At 59.3% G+C, this 16,326-nt stretch carries 14 protein-coding genes and 2 tRNA genes; 7 read left to right on the top strand and 9 right to left on the bottom strand.

The genetic code is table 11. The annotated features are described in order from the left end of the window. Position 1 precedes the first annotated feature (1 nt). Positions 2 to 805: a 2,5-didehydrogluconate reductase DkgB gene (gene dkgB, locus BBF94_RS02145; protein ID WP_065257412.1), complete on the bottom strand. Its 804-nt coding sequence runs from the start codon at positions 803 to 805 to the stop codon at positions 2 to 4. A 220-nt stretch (positions 806 to 1,025) separates the two neighbouring features. Between dkgB and BBF94_RS02140 the strand changes: the two genes are divergently transcribed. Further along, positions 1,026 to 1,892 (top strand): pirin family protein, encoded by an 867-nt coding sequence (locus tag BBF94_RS02140; protein ID WP_065257444.1) that lies wholly within the window; start codon positions 1,026 to 1,028, stop codon positions 1,890 to 1,892. 146 nt (positions 1,893 to 2,038) lie between these two features. Further along, positions 2,039 to 3,481 carry a mechanosensitive ion channel family protein gene (locus tag BBF94_RS02135; protein WP_065257411.1) on the top strand — a complete coding sequence of 481 codons (1,443 nt, stop codon included), beginning with the start codon at positions 2,039 to 2,041 and terminating at the stop codon, positions 3,479 to 3,481. A gap of 6 nt (positions 3,482 to 3,487) precedes the next feature. Here the strand turns inward: BBF94_RS02135 and BBF94_RS02130 are convergent, their stop codons facing one another. Continuing rightward, positions 3,488 to 4,075, bottom strand: a complete 588-nt coding sequence (locus BBF94_RS02130) for a GNAT family N-acetyltransferase (protein ID WP_065257410.1) — start codon at positions 4,073 to 4,075, stop codon at positions 3,488 to 3,490. Positions 4,076 to 4,258: 183 nt separating this feature from the next. Between BBF94_RS02130 and BBF94_RS02125 the strand changes: the two genes are divergently transcribed. Further along, the gene (locus BBF94_RS02125) at positions 4,259 to 5,086 is read left to right on the top strand and encodes an arylamine N-acetyltransferase family protein (protein ID WP_065257409.1); all 828 of its coding nucleotides are present in this window, start codon (positions 4,259 to 4,261) and stop codon (positions 5,084 to 5,086) included. Positions 5,087 to 5,089: 3 nt separating this feature from the next. On the opposite strand, the gene BBF94_RS02120 is transcribed toward BBF94_RS02125, so the two are convergent. Together BBF94_RS02120 and BBF94_RS02115 are read right to left on the bottom strand one after the other, a co-directional pair. Further along, on the bottom strand, positions 5,090 to 5,419 hold the full coding sequence (locus tag BBF94_RS02120) for a BrnA antitoxin family protein (protein WP_065257408.1): 330 nt from the start codon (positions 5,417 to 5,419) through the stop codon (positions 5,090 to 5,092). 3 nt (positions 5,420 to 5,422) lie between these two features. After that, positions 5,423 to 5,704, bottom strand: a complete 282-nt coding sequence (locus tag BBF94_RS02115; protein ID WP_065257407.1) for a BrnT family toxin — start codon at positions 5,702 to 5,704, stop codon at positions 5,423 to 5,425. Between the two features lie 255 nt (positions 5,705 to 5,959). Between BBF94_RS02115 and BBF94_RS02110 the strand changes: the two genes are divergently transcribed. Then, positions 5,960 to 7,480, top strand: a complete 1,521-nt coding sequence (locus BBF94_RS02110; RefSeq protein WP_065257406.1) for a nucleobase:cation symporter-2 family protein — start codon at positions 5,960 to 5,962, stop codon at positions 7,478 to 7,480. 123 nt (positions 7,481 to 7,603) lie between these two features. Here the strand turns inward: BBF94_RS02110 and BBF94_RS02105 are convergent. The 3 genes from BBF94_RS02105 to BBF94_RS02095 form a co-directional block, all read right to left on the bottom strand. After that, a tRNA-Asn gene (locus BBF94_RS02105) sits at positions 7,604 to 7,679 on the bottom strand. 70 nt (positions 7,680 to 7,749) lie between these two features. Further along, complete coding sequence (locus tag BBF94_RS02100; protein ID WP_065257405.1) at positions 7,750 to 7,950, bottom strand: hypothetical protein; 201 nt, start codon at positions 7,948 to 7,950, stop codon at positions 7,750 to 7,752. A gap of 112 nt (positions 7,951 to 8,062) precedes the next feature. Beyond that, positions 8,063 to 9,259 carry an amino acid aminotransferase gene (locus BBF94_RS02095; protein ID WP_065257404.1) on the bottom strand — a complete coding sequence of 399 codons (1,197 nt, stop codon included), beginning with the start codon at positions 9,257 to 9,259 and terminating at the stop codon, positions 8,063 to 8,065. A gap of 337 nt (positions 9,260 to 9,596) precedes the next feature. Between BBF94_RS02095 and uvrB the strand changes: the two genes are divergently transcribed. Then, positions 9,597 to 11,612: an excinuclease ABC subunit UvrB gene (gene uvrB, locus BBF94_RS02090; RefSeq protein ID WP_065257403.1), complete on the top strand. Its 2,016-nt coding sequence runs from the start codon at positions 9,597 to 9,599 to the stop codon at positions 11,610 to 11,612. A 60-nt stretch (positions 11,613 to 11,672) separates the two neighbouring features. Here the strand turns inward: uvrB and BBF94_RS02085 are convergent, their stop codons facing one another. Continuing rightward, complete coding sequence (locus BBF94_RS02085) at positions 11,673 to 13,163, bottom strand: MDR family MFS transporter (RefSeq protein WP_176704401.1); 1,491 nt, start codon at positions 13,161 to 13,163, stop codon at positions 11,673 to 11,675. Positions 13,164 to 13,212: 49 nt separating this feature from the next. After that, positions 13,213 to 14,262 carry an HlyD family secretion protein gene (locus tag BBF94_RS02080; RefSeq protein ID WP_065257401.1) on the bottom strand — a complete coding sequence of 350 codons (1,050 nt, stop codon included), beginning with the start codon at positions 14,260 to 14,262 and terminating at the stop codon, positions 13,213 to 13,215. 230 nt (positions 14,263 to 14,492) lie between these two features. Between BBF94_RS02080 and gltX the strand changes: the two genes are divergently transcribed. Both gltX and BBF94_RS02070 read left to right on the top strand, forming a co-directional pair. Beyond that, the gene (gene gltX, locus BBF94_RS02075; RefSeq protein WP_065257400.1) at positions 14,493 to 15,974 is read left to right on the top strand and encodes a glutamate--tRNA ligase; all 1,482 of its coding nucleotides are present in this window, start codon (positions 14,493 to 14,495) and stop codon (positions 15,972 to 15,974) included. Positions 15,975 to 16,175: 201 nt separating this feature from the next. Further along, positions 16,176 to 16,251: transfer RNA gene (locus BBF94_RS02070), tRNA-Ala, on the top strand. The last annotated feature ends 75 nt before the right edge of the window (positions 16,252 to 16,326 follow it).

Below are 16,326 nucleotides of genomic sequence, written 5' to 3'. Positions count from 1 at the left end.
ATCAGTCCCACTGCGGCGCAATGCCTTTGGGGCTGGTGAGGCGATGACCGCGATCCAGAGTGGCGATCAGTGCCATGTCGGCCTCGCTCAATGTCAGCGCGGTGGCGCCAAGGTTGCCCTGCAGGTTGGCGCGCTTGGTCGACGATGGAATCACCGCATAACCCGATTGCATCGCCCACGCCAGTGTGACTTGCGCCGGGGTGGCTTGCAGACGCTCGGCGATCTGCACGATCAGCGGATCCTTCAGCACTTCGCCATAGGCCAGGGTCATGTACGAGGTGATCTGGATGCCCTGGCTCTGTGCGAACTCGACGACCTTGCGGTTTTGCAGGTACGGATGCAATTCGATCTGATTGGTGGCGATGTTTTCTGCACCGACGGCGGCAATCGCCTGCTTCATCAGGTCGATGGTGAAGTTGGATACACCGATCTGCCGGGTCAGGCCCAGGCGCTTCGCTTCCAGCAGGGCGCCCATGAATTCCGCCACCGGTACCTGGTCTTCCGGCGAGGGCCAGTGGATCAGCGTCAGGTCCAGGTAGTCGGTCTGCAGCTTTTCCAGGCTTTCCTTGAGACTGTCGATCAGACGGTCCTTGGCAAAGTTGGCGATCCAGATCTTGCTGGTGATGAACAATTCGTTGCGGGCAATACCGCTGGCGGCGATGGCCTGGCCGACCTCGGCCTCGTTTTCGTAGATCTGTGCGGTGTCGATGGCCCGGTAGCCGAGCTCAAGGGCAGTGCTCACCGAATCGATGACCACCTGACCTTGCAGGCGAAACGTACCAAGACCGAAAGCGGGAACAGACATGCAGGACTCCAGGGTTGCAGTGGGAATGGGCAGGAGTATCCGTTGTCGCTTCCGTGAGAAAAACCGCTGTCCGGGCAAAGTACTGTTGACTGAAAGTCACGAATCATTGTGAAGATATTCGTTCCATCAGTAGAACGATGAAGCCGGTTTTGCCTGACTAGTGCCAAACGCGTGGCGAATTTATGATCGATCCATGATCAACCTGATTTCGGAGCCCACCATGAAAAAACTCATCGGTATCTTTACCAGCCCTCGCGGCCACTGGGTCGGCGATGGGTTTCCGGTTCGTACACTGTTTTCCTACGACAACCTGGGCAAGCACATCAGCCCGTTCCTGCTGCTCGATCATGCAGGACCTGCGCAGTTCACCCCGACCACTGAACGACGTGGGGTCGGGCAGCATCCGCACCGCGGTTTCGAAACCGTGACCATCGTTTATGACGGCGAAGTGGAGCACCGCGATTCCACGGGCAGCGGCGGCAAGATCGGACCGGGCGATGTGCAGTGGATGACCGCCGCCTCCGGGATCCTGCATGAGGAGTTTCACTCTGCGGATTTCGCGCGCAAGGGCGGCACGCTGGAAATGGTGCAGCTTTGGGTCAATCTGCCCGCCAGGGACAAAATGGCGGCGCCGGGCTACCAGACGATTCTGGACAGTGACATCCCCAGCATCGCGCTCAAGGACAACGCCGGCAGCCTGCGGCTGATCGCCGGTGAGTTCGACGGCCATACGGGGCCGTCCCGGACCTTCACGCCGATCGATGTCTGGGATCTGCGTCTGAATGCCGGCAAGTCGCTGACGCTGGATCTGCATGAAGGCCGAAACACCGCGCTGGTGGTGCTTCGTGGTGCGGTCCGGATCAACGGCCAGGAGTCGGCGGGCGTAGGGCAACTGGCGTTGTTCGAGCGTGAGGGTGACCGCCTGACGCTTGAGGCCGGCGAGGACGCGATGGTGTTGCTGCTCAGCGGCGAGCCGATCGATGAGCCGATTGTCGGTCATGGCCCGTTCGTGATGAATACCGAGCAGGAAATTCATCAGGCGTTCGTTGATTTCCAGTCAGGCCGGTTCGGACGGATGCCTGCGTAGATCGACATTGTGGGAGTCAGCGAGCTGGCTCCCACAGTTTTTTTCAGAGGGACATTCGATAGCCCTTATCCCGCCAAATCAATTGCTCCTACACTAAGCCCAATCTGTGCGATTTTCTCGCGATTGACCTCTGTCGGAGTTGTTTGATGCTGTCTCTGCTGACTGAACATCCGTTGTTCTGCGCGTTGATCCTGATCCTGCTCGACCTTGGCCTGTGGCGTCTGATCGGTTCCCGGGGCAGTGGATGGAAGCTGTTGGTGCGGGTGCTGATTTTCAGCCTGTTCAGCGTGCTGCTGTTCAACGAAGGCCTCAACCCGATGGAGCCGGCGCCTTGGGCCGACAATGTGCCGCTGCATCTGGCGGCGACCGGGCTGCAGATCGGCTGGTGGCTGTTCGGCGCACGGACCCTGACGGTGTTGATCGGGGCGGTGATGATGCAACGGGTCGGCCACACCGGGCGGCTTTTGCAGGATCTGCTCGGTGCGGTGATCTTTCTGATCGCCATTATTGCGGCACTGGCCTATGTGCTGGACCTGCCGGTCAAAGGCGTGCTGGCGACATCCGGGGCGCTGGCGATCATCGTCGGTCTGGCGTTGCAGAGTACGCTGAGCGACGTGTTTTCCGGGATCGTCCTGAACACCACGAAGCCCTATCAACTCGATGACTGGATTTCCATCGACGGCACCGAGGGCCGGGTCACCGACATCGACTGGCGCGCCACGCGCCTGCAGACTTCCCAGGGCAGCATGGCGGTGATTCCCAATTCACTGGCGGCCAAGGCCAAGATCATCAACTTCAGCCGCCCGAGCAACATGTTCGGTGTCGCCGTCAGCGTGCAGGTGAGCCCCCATGCCCGACCGAATTCGGTGATCGACGCCCTGGAGCGGGCGATGCAAGGTTGTCGTCCGTTGCTGGACACGCCGGCGCCGAGCGTCGCGCTGAAAAGTTCGAGCAGCGCCGGCGCGGAGTATGAAATCAGCGGCTTCGTCGCCTCGATGGGCGAGAAACGTGCGGTGCGCAATCAACTGTTCGACCTGGCTTACCGACATTTGCAGGCATCCGGAGTCAACCTGCTGTCGAGCGATGAGCCTGCCGCACCGGCCCATCTCTCGCGGCCACGGGCGCTGCTCGACAGCTCGCCGATTTTCTCCACCCTGCGGCAGGAAGAGAAAGAAACCTTCAGCCAGAACATGACCCTGCAAACCTTCCGCGCCGGTGAGATCATTCTGGCGGGCGGGGAGGTCAGCGATCACTTGTTCATCATTGAGTCCGGTGTGGTTTCGGTGACCTTGAATCGTCACGGCGTACCGTTCGAATCCGGGCGCATGGGACCGGGGGAAGTGATCGGCGAGGCCGGGATTCTGTCCGATTCGTCTTTGCCCGCCGACTTTTCCGCCAAGACGTTCTGCGCTCTGTATCGCATCGAGAAGTCTTATCTCAAGCCCTGCCTGGATGCCCGTCATGACATCAATGACGCGATGAAGGCGCTGCTGGATTTCCGCCTGCTCAAGGCGCAGGCGCTGACGCAGGAAGCGCCGGCAGCGGTTCCGAAAAGAGGCTTTCTGCAATGGCTGCGTCGTCGCGCCTGAGCCGGATCAGCGGCGTTCGTACCCGGCGAGTTTCTGTTCGAGATTCTGGCGCACCTGCGGCCATTCATCATCGATGATGCTGAAGCGTACCGAGTTGCGCTTGCGGCCGTCGGGCATGATCCGTTCGTGACGCACGATGCCTTCCTGTCGCGCACCGAGGCGCAGGATCGCGTTGCGCGATTTGTGGTTGAGCTCATCGGTAGTGAACTGCACGCGCACGCAATCGAGCACCTCGAAGGCGTGGCGCAGCATCAGGTACTTGGCTTCGGTGTTGACGAAGGTTTTCTGAAAGCGCGCCGAGATCCAGCTGCTGCCGATTTCCAGTTTGCGATTGAGCGGGTCGATTTTCCAGAAACGGGTCGAGCCGATGACCTCTCCGGTCCCCTTCAACACAATGACAAACGGCATCACCGTTCCCGCATCGCGGCCGTCGAGGGCCTTCTTCAAATAACTGTCGATGGTAGTCACCGAGGGCACTACGGTAACAGTAAGGTTCCACAGCTCGCCGTCGGCAGCGGCACGAAGCAGGGCGTCGGCGTCGGTATATTGCAGGGGGCGCAGGACGATGCCCTGGCCTTCCAGTGTGATGTGCATGGGGCGTGGCTCTCGGCAGTTCGGGCGAGGGCGTATTACGCCGCAGCGGGCGAAGTTCTTGCAACCGCGCGTTGAGGCGGCAGGGTCGATTGGTGAAATCAATTGTCGATCCGATACCCGGATCCCGTATACATGAGGACCATCGGCGGAACGATCCGCGTCTCCCTGCAAAAGGACTGAGCAATGAGCGAGCCACGCCTGGCGAATCTGAAACGTTATCTGCAACGACTCGGGTTCGACACGCATCCGGCACCGACCCTGGACACGCTGCGGTTGTTGCAGTTGCGCCACACCGGTGTTTTCCCTTTCGAAAATCTGTCGACGCTCACCGGCGAACCTGTATTGATCGATCTGCCGTCAATCGAGCGCAAGGTTCTGAACGACGCCCGCGGTGGTTACTGCTACGAGCTCAACAACCTGTTCCTGGCACTGTTGCTGGAGCTGGGCTTCGATGCCCGGGGCATCAGCGGGCGAGTGGTGATGAATCAGCCCGAAGGCAGCTGGACGGCGCGCACCCATCGCTTGAGTCTGGTGATCATAGAAGGCGTGCGGTACATCACCGACGTCGGCTTCGGCGGCATGGTTCCGACTGCGCCGCTGGTACTCGATACCGAAGCGGAGCAATCCACCCCCCACGAACCCTATCGCATCGAAGTGCAGGCCGATGGCTACATGCTGCGGGCGAGTGTCGCAGGTGAATGGCGACCGATGTACCTGTTCGACCTGCAACGCCAGGAAGACATCGATTACACCCTCGGCAATTGGTATGTCTCGACCCACCCGGACTCACCGTTCGCTCAGCGTCTGATGGTGGCACGCACCGGCGATGGCTGGCGACGTACGTTGAACAACGGCAGTTTTGCGATCCACCGCATCGGTGCCGAGAGCGAGCGGCGCGAAGTGACGGATGTCGATGAGCTCATCGAACTGCTGGAACGGGAGTTCGGCCTGCGCTTGCCGCACCAGCCCGGTGCACGTCTGGCGCTGGCGCGCTTGATCCAGCCGGCGTGAAGCCTAAGGTTTTGCATCCGGCTCCAGTACCCGCCGGATTTCGTTCACGGCCGCCGACAGTTTTTTCTCAAGGCTCTTGAGGTCGGTGGCGGTGATGCCTTTCTTGAATTGCCCAATGGAATGCTCGAGTTCATCGGCATCGCCACGGCTGTTAAGCAGAGCGTGGCGCAGAGTGTTGTTGATTACCGTCTGATAGCCAAACCCTTCGTCTTCGGCGACCGTACGTGCGGCTTCGATGACCGCATCATCGAGCATGATGGTGATGCGGGTCTTGCCCTTGTTGGAGGCGACGGCGCCCCGTTTTCCCTGGGTGAAGTCGTATTCATCCTTCATTGATCAAGTCTCCGGAAAATAATCGCGTCGCTCGCTGGGCGTTGCCCTGCGCGCGCAAATGATTCGAACCAAATTCGGCTCTCGATAGCTGTACACAACGACCAAACGTCCCTTGCCGTCGTTGCCGAGAGTGATCCAGCGTTGCTCGTCATGATCGTTGTCTTCAATCGTCAGTGCTCGTTCGTCGTAGAAGACCGGTTCGGCCTCGGCGAGGCTGATCCCTCTGTGCTTGAGTTTGTTGGCAGCATTCTTGCTTTTGTCGAACTGAATCTTGAATGACTTCATTATGCATACTTTATATGTATAAAAAAGAGCGCGGCCGCACCGTCGGTCGCCATGAGCACTTCAGCCTGGGTGGATAAAACGCGGGGCCAGTCAACGATGTGTTGCCGGATTTGTGGGGGATGGAAGCAGCGAGATAGAAGGTTGGGTGGCTACCTATCCATAATGTGACTGGTAAGTTGTATACAACTCTATGGACATTTGTCCCGACTCTTGAATACAGTGTGCGCATAACAAAAACCAGGGAACCCCCTAACCATGAAAACGCCCCATGTTTCACACCAACGGCCCGAGGACGAAAATCTCGGGGTCGGCGCGAATATGGCTTACGGCCTGCAACATGTTCTGACCATGTATGGCGGTATCGTCGCGGTGCCACTGATCATTGGCCAGGCCGCCGGGTTGTCGCCGGCGGACATCGGTCTGTTGATTGCTGCTTCATTGTTTGCGGGGGGGCTGGCCACGTTGCTGCAAACCCTGGGTCTGCCGTTTTTCGGATGTCAGTTGCCGCTGGTGCAGGGCGTGTCGTTCTCCGGTGTCGCCACGATGGTGGCGATTGTCAGCAGCGGCGGGGAGGGCGGCTTTCAGTCAGTGCTCGGCGCGGTCATTGCGGCGTCCCTGATCGGCTTGCTGATCACGCCGGTATTCTCACGCATCACCAAGTTCTTCCCGCCGCTGGTTACGGGTATCGTGATCACCACCATCGGCCTGACGCTGATGCCGGTGGCCGCCCGCTGGGCCATGGGTGGCAACAGCCATGCGCCGGACTTCGGCAGCATGCAGAACATCGGTCTGGCGGCGGTTACGCTGGTGCTGGTGCTGTTGCTGAGCAAGATCGGCAGTTCCACCATTTCGCGTCTGTCGATCCTGTTGGCGATGGTGATCGGCACGGTGCTGGCGGTGTTCCTCGGCATGGCGGATTTCTCTGGCGTCACCCAGGGTCCGATGTTCGGCTTCCCGACGCCGTTCCATTTCGGCATGCCGACCTTCCATTTTGCCGCGATCCTGTCGATGTGCATCGTGGTCATGGTGACCCTGGTGGAAACCTCGGCTGACATCCTGGCGGTCGGTGAAATCATCGGCACCAAAGTCGATTCCAAGCGACTGGGCAACGGTCTGCGGGCGGACATGCTGTCGAGCATGTTTGCACCGATCTTCGGCTCGTTCACCCAAAGTGCCTTCGCCCAGAACGTCGGGCTGGTGGCGGTAACCGGAATCAAGAGTCGTTATGTGGTGGCGACCGGCGGTATCTTCCTGGTGATCCTCGGCCTTTTGCCATTCATGGGCCGGGTCATCGCGGCGGTGCCGACTTCGGTTCTGGGCGGCGCCGGCATCGTGCTGTTCGGCACCGTGGCGGCGAGCGGTATCCGCACGCTGTCCAAGGTCGACTACCGCAACAACGTCAACCTGATCATCGTCGCCACGTCGATCGGCTTCGGCATGATCCCGATTGCCGCACCGAACTTCTACGATCACTTCCCGAGCTGGTTCGCGACCATTTTCCATTCCGGCATCAGTTCGTCGGCGATCATGGCGATCCTGCTGAACCTGGCGTTCAACCACTTCACCGCCGGCAATTCGGATCAGCAGTCGGTGTTCGCGGCGGCAGAAGAGCGGACCCTGCGTTACCGGGATCTGGCCGCTCTGCGCGAAGGCGATTACTTCAGCGACGGCAAGCTCCATGACTGCGATGGCAATGAAGTGCCGGTGATCGATCTGGAGTCGGATCACGGTCATGGCGCACCGAAGGTACATGCCAGGAGCAGCGAGCACGTCTGACCGTTGTGTCTGAAACAGAAAAGGGCCGATCAGTCGGAAAATTGATCGGCCCTTTTTATGGCGCTGATTTTTTCAACGCCCACAAAAAAGCCCCTGAATCTTTCGATTCAGGGGCTCTGTATTTGGCTCCACAACCTGGACTCGAACCAGGGACCCAGTGATTAACAGTCACTTGCTCTACCAACTGAGCTATTGCGGAATTGGTGCGTATGTTACTGATTTAAAAAGACTAGTCAAGCTTTGCCGGATATTTTTTTGCTGAACGGTTTTCAGCCACCGAATGTAAAGGTGCCCATCAGCAGTTTTGCGTACAACGCCGTGGCGGCCAGTTGCACCAGCCACAGGGCCAGACCGCCGAGAAATACACCGGCCGCCACTTGCAGCACCAGGCTTTTCTCGCGTTTGCCCGAGGTGCGGGGTGGATAGTAGTCCAGCTCGTCACGGTCGGCGCGCAGATCGTCGTTTTTCATGTCGGTTCTCTGAAATCCTGTTTGCATGCAGTCTAGAGGGTATAGCGGCTTTTCTTCGGACAAATAAAAAACGGGAAACCCGAGGGCTTCCCGTTTTCAGTGCTGCGCCGGATCAGATGACCTGAACGATGGCGTCGGTCACGACTTCGATGTTGCTCTGGTTCAGCGCGGCCACGCAGATGCGGCCGGTGTCCAGGGCGTAGATGCCGAACTCGTTGCGCAGGCGATGAACCTGCTCGGTGGTCAGGCCGGAGTAGGAGAACATGCCACGCTGACGACCGACGAAGCTGAAGTCATGCTGCGGGGCTTTCTTCGCCAGCAGAGCGACCATCTGCTCGCGCATGCCACGAATGCGCAGGCGCATTTCGGCCAGTTCGGCTTCCCATTGGGCGCGCAGTTCCGCGCTGTTCAGCACTGCAGCGACAACGCTGGCGCCATGGGTCGGCGGGTTGGAGTAGTTGGTGCGGATCACGCGTTTGACCTGCGACAATACGCGAGCGCTTTCTTCTTTCGATTCGCTGACGATCGACAGGGCGCCGACGCGCTCGCCGTACAACGAGAACGACTTGGAGAACGAGCTCGATACGAAGAAGGTCAAGCCGGATTCGGCAAACAGGCGCACGGCAGCGGCGTCTTCGGCAATGCCGTCACCGAAACCCTGGTAAGCCATGTCGAGGAACGGCACGTGACCTTTGGCCTTGACCACTTCCAGCACGTTGTTCCAGTCCGCCGGGCTCAGGTCGACACCGGTCGGGTTGTGGCAGCAGGCGTGCAGCACGATGATCGAGCCGTTCGGCAGGGCGTTGAGGTCTTCCAGCAGGCCGGCGCGGTTCACGTCGTGAGTGGCGGCGTCGTAGTAGCGGTAGTTCTGCACCGGGAAACCGGCGGTTTCGAACAGAGCGCGATGGTTTTCCCAGCTCGGGTCGCTGATGGCCACGACGGCATTCGGCAGCAGTTGCTTGAGAAAGTCGGCACCGATTTTCAGTGCGCCGGTTCCGCCGACGGCCTGAGTGGTGACCACGCGGCCAGCGGCCAGCAGTGGCGAATCATTGCCGAACAGCAGCTTTTGCACAGCCTGATCGTAAGCTGCGATGCCGTCGATCGGCAGGTAGCCACGGGAAGCGTGCTGAGCAGCGCGAATGGTTTCGGCTTCGATAACGGCGCGCAGGAGTGGAATTCGCCCCTCTTCGTTGCAATACACACCCACCCCGAGATTGACCTTGTTGGTCCGGGTATCGGCGTTGAATGCTTCGTTGAGGCCCAGGATTGGATCGCGGGGTGCCATTTCGACAGCGGAGAACAGGCTCATTTTTACGGCAGCTCTAAATGGAGAGTGGAGGGACGTGTGGCGCTCCAGCCGAATGCACTAGAGCGGTGCACAAACGGGGAGCTAGTATAGAGGCCATCATCGACCAATGGCGACAGGCGATTCGGGTTTTCAGGTAAGTTTTTCCGATTATTTCTCGACCGTTAGTCGAATGGGCTTGTCGGAGACTTTACCGGATGTAGGACTTTTACCTTGAAAGGCAAGGCAATCGGCTCCACATTCAGCACAATCTTCGTTTTTCCTTGCGCGACATTGGTCGTTCGCGGTCTTCCTCGTGGTTCTGCGGTTTTTCGTCAGCGCCGCGATTGCAGAGGTGTTTATGTCTGAATTCCAGCTCGTCACCCGATTCGACCCTGCCGGGGATCAGCCTGAGGCCATTCGCCAGATGGTCGAGGGTATCGAAGCCGGGCTGGCGCACCAGACGTTGCTCGGTGTGACCGGTTCGGGCAAGACCTTCAGCATTGCCAACGTGATTGCCCAGGTGCAGCGTCCGACCCTGGTGCTGGCGCCGAACAAGACTCTGGCCGCGCAGTTGTATGGCGAGTTCAAGTCGTTCTTCCCGAACAACGCCGTCGAATATTTCGTTTCCTACTACGACTACTACCAGCCCGAAGCCTACGTGCCGTCGTCCGACACCTTTATCGAGAAGGATGCGTCGATCAACGATCACATCGAGCAGATGCGTCTGTCGGCGACCAAGGCATTGCTGGAGCGCAAGGACGCGATCATCGTCACCACGGTGTCGTGCATCTACGGTCTGGGCAGCCCGGAAACCTATCTGAAAATGGTGTTGCACGTCGATCGCGGCGACAAACTCGATCAACGCGCACTGGTGCGACGCCTGGCCGACCTGCAATACACCCGCAATGACATGGATTTCGCCCGGGCCACATTCCGTGTACGCGGCGATGTGATTGATATCTTCCCTGCCGAATCCGACCTCGAAGCCATCCGTATCGAGTTGTTCGATGACGAAGTGGAGAGCATTTCCGCATTCGACCCGCTGACCGGCGAGGTCATCCGCAAACTGCCGCGTTTCACCTTCTACCCGAAGAGTCACTACGTGACGCCCCGGGAAACCCTGCTCGATGCCATCGAGGGGATCAAGGTCGAATTGCAAGAGCGTCTGGAATACCTGCGCAACAACAACAAACTGGTCGAGGCCCAGCGCCTGGAGCAGCGCACCCGGTTCGACCTGGAGATGATCCTCGAACTCGGCTACTGCAACGGCATCGAAAACTACTCGCGCTATTTGTCGGGGCGTCCCGCCGGTGCGGCACCGCCAACGCTCTACGACTATCTGCCGGCCGACGCCTTGCTGGTGATCGACGAATCCCACGTCAGCGTGCCGCAGGTCGGCGCGATGTATAAGGGCGACCGTTCGCGCAAGGAAACCCTGGTGGAATATGGCTTCCGTCTGCCCTCGGCGCTGGACAACCGACCAATGCGTTTCGACGAGTGGGAAGCTGTGAGCCCGCAGACGATCTTCGTTTCCGCCACGCCCGGCAATTACGAAGCCGAGCATGCCGGACGGGTGATCGAGCAAGTCGTACGGCCGACTGGTCTGGTCGACCCGCAGGTCGAAGTGCGTCCGGCGCTGACCCAGGTTGATGATCTGCTATCGGAAATCACCAAGCGTGTGGCGCTGGAGGAGCGAGTGCTGGTCACCACGCTGACCAAGCGCATGGCCGAAGATCTGACGGACTACCTGGCCGACCATGGCATTCGTGTACGTTATCTGCACTCGGACATCGACACCGTCGAACGGGTCGAAATCATCCGCGACCTGCGCCTTGGTACGTTCGATGTGCTGGTGGGGATCAACCTCTTGCGAGAAGGCCTGGACATGCCGGAAGTGTCGCTGGTGGCGATTCTCGATGCCGACAAGGAAGGTTTTCTGCGTTCCGAACGTTCATTGATCCAGACCATCGGGCGAGCGGCCCGTAACCTCAATGGGCGGGCGATTCTCTATGCGGATCACATCACCGGTTCGATGGAACGCGCCATTGGCGAGACCGAGCGTCGTCGCGAAAAGCAGATCGCTTTCAACCTGGCCAACGGCATCACGCCGAAGGGCGTATTCAAGGACGTGGCGGACATCATGGAAGGCGCCACCGTGCCCGGCTCGCGGAGCAAGAAGCGCAAGGGCATGGCCAAGGCTGCCGAGGAAAACGCCAAATACGAGGCCGAACTGCGCTCGCCGAGCGAGATCACCAAGCGCATCCGCCAGCTGGAAGAGAAGATGTACCAGTTGGCCCGCGACCTGGAGTTCGAAGCGGCGGCGCAGATGCGCGACGAGATTGCCAAGTTGCGCGAGCATCTGTTGGCCGTTTAACAGAACGTTCCCACGCTCTGCGTGGGAATGCAGCCCTGGACGCTCTGCGTCCGCTCAACGTTAATGAGACTCCCCGGCCTTCAGTCCGGCGGGCAGTTTTCTGGTCAACAAAATGGCCAGCATGCTGATCCCCAGCGCAATCCCGACAAAATGAAACGCGTCGTTATAGGCCATGATCAGCGCCTGCTGATGGACAATCTCGCTCAGTTTCCCCAGCGCCGCCGTGTCACTGCCAAAACGGTCGGTCATCGACGCCAGACGTTCGGCCACCTGCGGATTGGTCGGCACCACCGCTTCACGCAAATAATCGAAGTAAGTCTTGGTGCGCGCATCCAGCAGGGTGGCGAGCAGGGCGATGCCGATGGCGCCGCCCAGGTTGCGCAGGATGTTGAACAGACTCGACGCCGAGCCCGCGTCCTGGGGCTGAATGTAAGCCGTGGCGATCAACGAAATGGTGACCATGATCAACGGCTGGCCGAGGGCGCGGATGATCTGGATCTGATTGAACTGCGGCCCGGCAAAGTCAGGGTTGAGCACGCCGGATGAGAAACTCGCCAGACCAAACAGCCCGAACCCGAGGGTACACAGCCATTTGGGCGACACGAACTTCATAAGTTTCGGTACCAGCGGAATCAGAAACAGCTGCGGCACGCCCATCCACATGATCACTTCGCCGATCTGCAGGGCGTTGTAATTCTGGATCTGCGCCAGATACAGCGGCAGCAGGTAGATCGAGCCGTACAGCCCGACGCCCATGCCCAGGCTGGAAATGCTCGACAGACCGAAGTTGCGATTGCGCAGGATGCCGAGGTTGATCAGCGGGTTGGGTTTGGAAATCTGTACGATCACGAAGGTGATGAGGCTCAACAACGCGATGCTGCCCAGCGTCACGATCAGGCTCGATTCCAGCCAGTCCTTGCGATGACCTTCTTCAAGAAACACTTGCAGGCAACCAAGGCCGATGCCCAGCGTGAGAATGCCGGTGTAGTCGGTGCTTTTCAGCAGTTCCCAATGGGCTTCTTTCTTCTCCAGGCCGTACATCAGCCCCGCGATCATGATCAGTCCCGGCGGCACGTTGATGTAGAAAATGTATTCCCAACCCCAGTTTTCCGTGAGCCAGCCGCCGAGGGTCGGTCCGATGGACGGGGCGAAAGTGGCGGTCATGGCGAACATCGCCATGCCTTTGGCACGGTGGTGTTCGGGGAGTTTGATCAGGGTCAGGGTGAAGGCCAGCGGGATCAGTGCGCCACCGGTGAAACCCTGCATGGCGCGGAATACGATCATGCTGTCGAGGCTCCAGGCCATCGAACACAGCAGGGATGAAATCAGAAAACCCATCGACACCCACACCGCCAGGCGCCGTGCCGAAAGCAGCTGCACCAGCCATGCGGTCAGCGGGATCATGATGATTTCCGCCACCAGATAGGACGTGGAAATCCACGAGCCTTCTTCCAGCGTTGCCGACAGGGCGCCCTGAATGTCCTTGAGCGATGAGTTGGTGATCTGAATATCGAGCACCGCCATGAACGCGCCGAGCATCACGCTCATCACCGCGATCCAGTCCCGCCGGGTCGGCTCGCCGACCGGGCGGATCAATTGGTCACCGGCCATTGTCTGGAGCGTCTTTGATATTCACGGTAGCGGTGACCGACATGCCCGGGCGGATTTTGCCGTGCAGCGGGTTATCGGCCTTGAACGTCAGCTTGACCGGAATCCGCTGCACGACCTTGGTGAAGTTGCCGGTGGCGTTGTCCGGCGGCAACAGGCTGAACTGCGCGCCGGAGGCGGCGAACAGGCTGTCGACCCGTGCTTCGATCGGCGTATCGCTGTAGGCATCAAAGACCAGCTCGGCTTTCTGGCCCGGTTGCATGTGGCCGATCTGGGTTTCCTTGAAGTTGGCCTGCACCCAGATGTCTTCGTCCGGAACGATCGACAGCAGATACGCGCCGGCCTGAACAATCTGGCCATTGCGTGCGGCACGCTGGCCGACCAGGCCGCTGATCGGCGCATGGATTTCGCTGCGGGTCAGGTTCAGTTCGGCCTGGGCGAGGTCGGCGCGGGCGTTGGCGATCTGCGCGTCGAGGCGTTTGATCTCCGCATTCAACGCGCTGACCTGCTGGCGCTGACTCTGGGCATCGGCCTGAGCCTTGGCCACTTGCGAGCGGGCGATGTGGTTATCGGCGGAAAGAGTGGTGACCCGTTCCTCGGATACGAAACCAGGTTTGCGCAGGGCTTCGGCACGGGACAGATCGATCTGTGAGCGGCCCAGTGTCGCTTGCGTGGTGGCCACTTGTGCTTCGCTGGCGGCAATCAGGCTGGCCTGCTGCGTCAATTTGCTTTGGGCCTGCAGGCGCTCGGCTTCGCGGGTGGCGAGGGCGGCGTTGGCGCGATCAACGGCGAGGCGGAAGTCGTCGCCTTCGAGGCGGACCAGCAACTGGCCTTTTTCCACGTGCTGATTGTCCTGCACCAGGACTTCGTCGATGCGCGCGCTCAACTGGCTCGACACGCGGGTGATTTCGCCCTGGACATAAGCGTTGTCAGTGCTTTCATAAAATCGTCCCTTGAAAAACCAATGAGCAAACAAGCTTCCGGCAATCAGCAGGACAAGCAGGACGAAAATGATCAGGCGACGCTTGAGTTGGGCAGGCATGGGCAAACTGTAGTCGAGGAATTGTAAGGAAAGTTATCAGCAAGCGAATCTGGCACGAAGCCGATAAGCGGTAAATGCCGTCTGCTGATATTCAGCCATTCACTGCGCCCGACGGGCGTTTCAGACGCAAGCTTGGCTTAAATGCCCTGCCCGCTGGAGCGGGGCGGGTGTCGCCTGTTACCATTCGCCGCTTGATTGTTCTTTGCTTTTCATTCTTTTCGAGACATGCCATGACCACCGTCCGCACTCGCATCGCGCCATCGCCTACCGGGGACCCCCATGTAGGTACCGCTTACATCGCATTGTTCAACTACTGCTTTGCCAAGCAGCATGGTGGTGAGTTCATCCTGCGGATCGAAGACACCGACCAGTTGCGTTCGACTCGCGAGTCCGAACAGCAGATCTTCGACGCCCTGCGCTGGCTGGGCATCGACTGGAGCGAAGGTCCGGACGTCGGCGGCCCGCACGGTCCGTATCGCCAGAGCGAGCGCGGCGACATCTATCAGAAGTACTGCCAGCAACTGGTCGACATGGGCCACGCTTTCCCGTGCTTCTGCACTGCCGAAGAGCTGGACCAGATGCGCGCCGAGCAAATGGCTCGCGGCGAAACCCCGCGCTACGACGGCCGTGCACTGCTGCTGTCCAAGGAAGAAGTCGCCCGTCGTCTGGCTGCCGGTGAGCCTCACGTGATTCGCATGAAGGTACCGACCGAAGGCGTCTGCGTGGTTCCGGACATGTTGCGTGGCGACGTCGAGATCCCGTGGGATCGCATGGACATGCAAGTACTGATGAAGACCGACGGTCTGCCGACGTACTTCCTGGCCAACGTGGTCGACGACCATCTGATGGGCATCACCCATGTGTTGCGCGGTGAAGAATGGCTGCCATCGGCACCGAAACTGATCCTGCTCTACGAATACTTCGGCTGGGAACAACCGGAGCTGTGCTACATGCCGCTGTTGCGTAACCCGGACAAGAGCAAGCTGTCCAAGCGCAAGAACCCGACCTCGGTGACGTTCTACGAGCGTATGGGCTTCATGCCGGAAGCGATGCTCAACTACCTGGGCCGTATGGGCTGGTCGATGCCGGACGAGCGCGAGAAGTTCTCGCTGCAGGAAATGGTCGACCATTTCGACCTCAAGCGTGTGTCCCTGGGCGGGCCGATTTTCGACATCGAGAAACTGTCGTGGCTCAACGGCCAGTGGTTGCGTGACCTGCCGGTGGAAGAGTTCGCCGCTCGTATTCAGAAGTGGGCCTTCAACTCCGAATACATGATGAAGATCGCACCGCACGTTCAGGGCCGTGTCGAAACCTTCAGTCAGGTTGCTCCGCTGGCCGGGTTCTTCTTCGCCGGTGGCGTGAACCCGGACGCCAAACTGTTCGAATCGAAAAAGCTCTCGGGTGATCAGGTTCGTCAGTTGATGCAGTTGATCCTGTGGAAACTCGAAAGCCTGCGTCAGTGGGAGAAGGACAGCATCACGGCGACGATCCAGGCGGTGGTAGAGTTCCTCGAGCTGAAACTGCGTGATGCGATGCCGCTGATGTTTGCGGCGATCACCGGTCAGGCAAGCTCGGTATCGGTGCTCGATGCGATGGAAATCCTCGGTCCGGATCTGACCCGTTTCCGTCTGCGCCAGGCCATTGACCTGCTGGGCGGCGTGTCGAAGAAAGAAAACAAAGAGTGGGAAAAGCTGTTGGGCGCTATAGCCTGATCGCGTTTGACGTTGCAGGACGCGCCGCAGGTCAGGATCTTTTGATCCCGTCTTCGGCGTTTTCCCCCGAATTTACGGGGGGAGGGCGGTAAGTGATTGTTATGCCGACAAAAAATTTTGAAATTTTTCAAAAATAAGTTTGACAGGCTTTCGATACGCCCTTAAGATTCGCCCCGTCCTCAGCGATGACATCAACGATGAGGGGCTATAGCTCAGCTGGGAGAGCGCTTGCATGGCATGCAAGAGGTCGACGGTTCGATCCCGTCTAGCTCCACCAATTTACACTTCGAAGCCTGGCCACACCGGTTTCGAAGCGATCAACACTCAGCGTTGATCAGTTGTATAGAAGGTT

It is taken from the genome of Pseudomonas bananamidigenes (assembly GCF_001679645.1).
In the GTDB taxonomy this organism is placed as follows: Bacteria; Pseudomonadota; Gammaproteobacteria; order Pseudomonadales; family Pseudomonadaceae; genus Aquipseudomonas; species Aquipseudomonas bananamidigenes.
Note: the sequence above shows the minus strand (reverse complement) of the source record. Positions and strands in the feature narration are given on the sequence as shown.

Bases quoted from the DNA above. Each gene is read 5' to 3' on its own strand.
- BBF94_RS02110 (WP_065257406.1), top strand. From the start codon at position 5,960: ATGAAAACGCCCCATGTTTCACACCAACGGCCCGAGGACGAAAATCTC.
- BBF94_RS02135 (WP_065257411.1), top strand. From the start codon at position 2,039: ATGCTGTCTCTGCTGACTGAACATCCGTTGTTCTGCGCGTTGATCCTG.
- BBF94_RS02095 (WP_065257404.1), bottom strand. From the start codon at position 9,259: ATGAGCCTGTTCTCCGCTGTCGAAATGGCACCCCGCGATCCAATCCTG.
- BBF94_RS02080 (WP_065257401.1), bottom strand. From the start codon at position 14,262: ATGCCTGCCCAACTCAAGCGTCGCCTGATCATTTTCGTCCTGCTTGTC.
- BBF94_RS02140 (WP_065257444.1), top strand. From the start codon at position 1,026: ATGAAAAAACTCATCGGTATCTTTACCAGCCCTCGCGGCCACTGGGTC.
- BBF94_RS02120 (WP_065257408.1), bottom strand. From the start codon at position 5,419: ATGAAGGATGAATACGACTTCACCCAGGGAAAACGGGGCGCCGTCGCC.
- uvrB (WP_065257403.1), top strand. From the start codon at position 9,597: ATGTCTGAATTCCAGCTCGTCACCCGATTCGACCCTGCCGGGGATCAG.
- dkgB (WP_065257412.1), bottom strand. From the start codon at position 805: ATGTCTGTTCCCGCTTTCGGTCTTGGTACGTTTCGCCTGCAAGGTCAG.
- BBF94_RS02130 (WP_065257410.1), bottom strand. From the start codon at position 4,075: ATGCACATCACACTGGAAGGCCAGGGCATCGTCCTGCGCCCCCTGCAA.
- BBF94_RS02100 (WP_065257405.1), bottom strand. From the start codon at position 7,950: ATGAAAAACGACGATCTGCGCGCCGACCGTGACGAGCTGGACTACTAT.
- gltX (WP_065257400.1), top strand. From the start codon at position 14,493: ATGACCACCGTCCGCACTCGCATCGCGCCATCGCCTACCGGGGACCCC.
- BBF94_RS02115 (WP_065257407.1), bottom strand. From the start codon at position 5,704: ATGAAGTCATTCAAGATTCAGTTCGACAAAAGCAAGAATGCTGCCAAC.
- BBF94_RS02125 (WP_065257409.1), top strand. From the start codon at position 4,259: ATGAGCGAGCCACGCCTGGCGAATCTGAAACGTTATCTGCAACGACTC.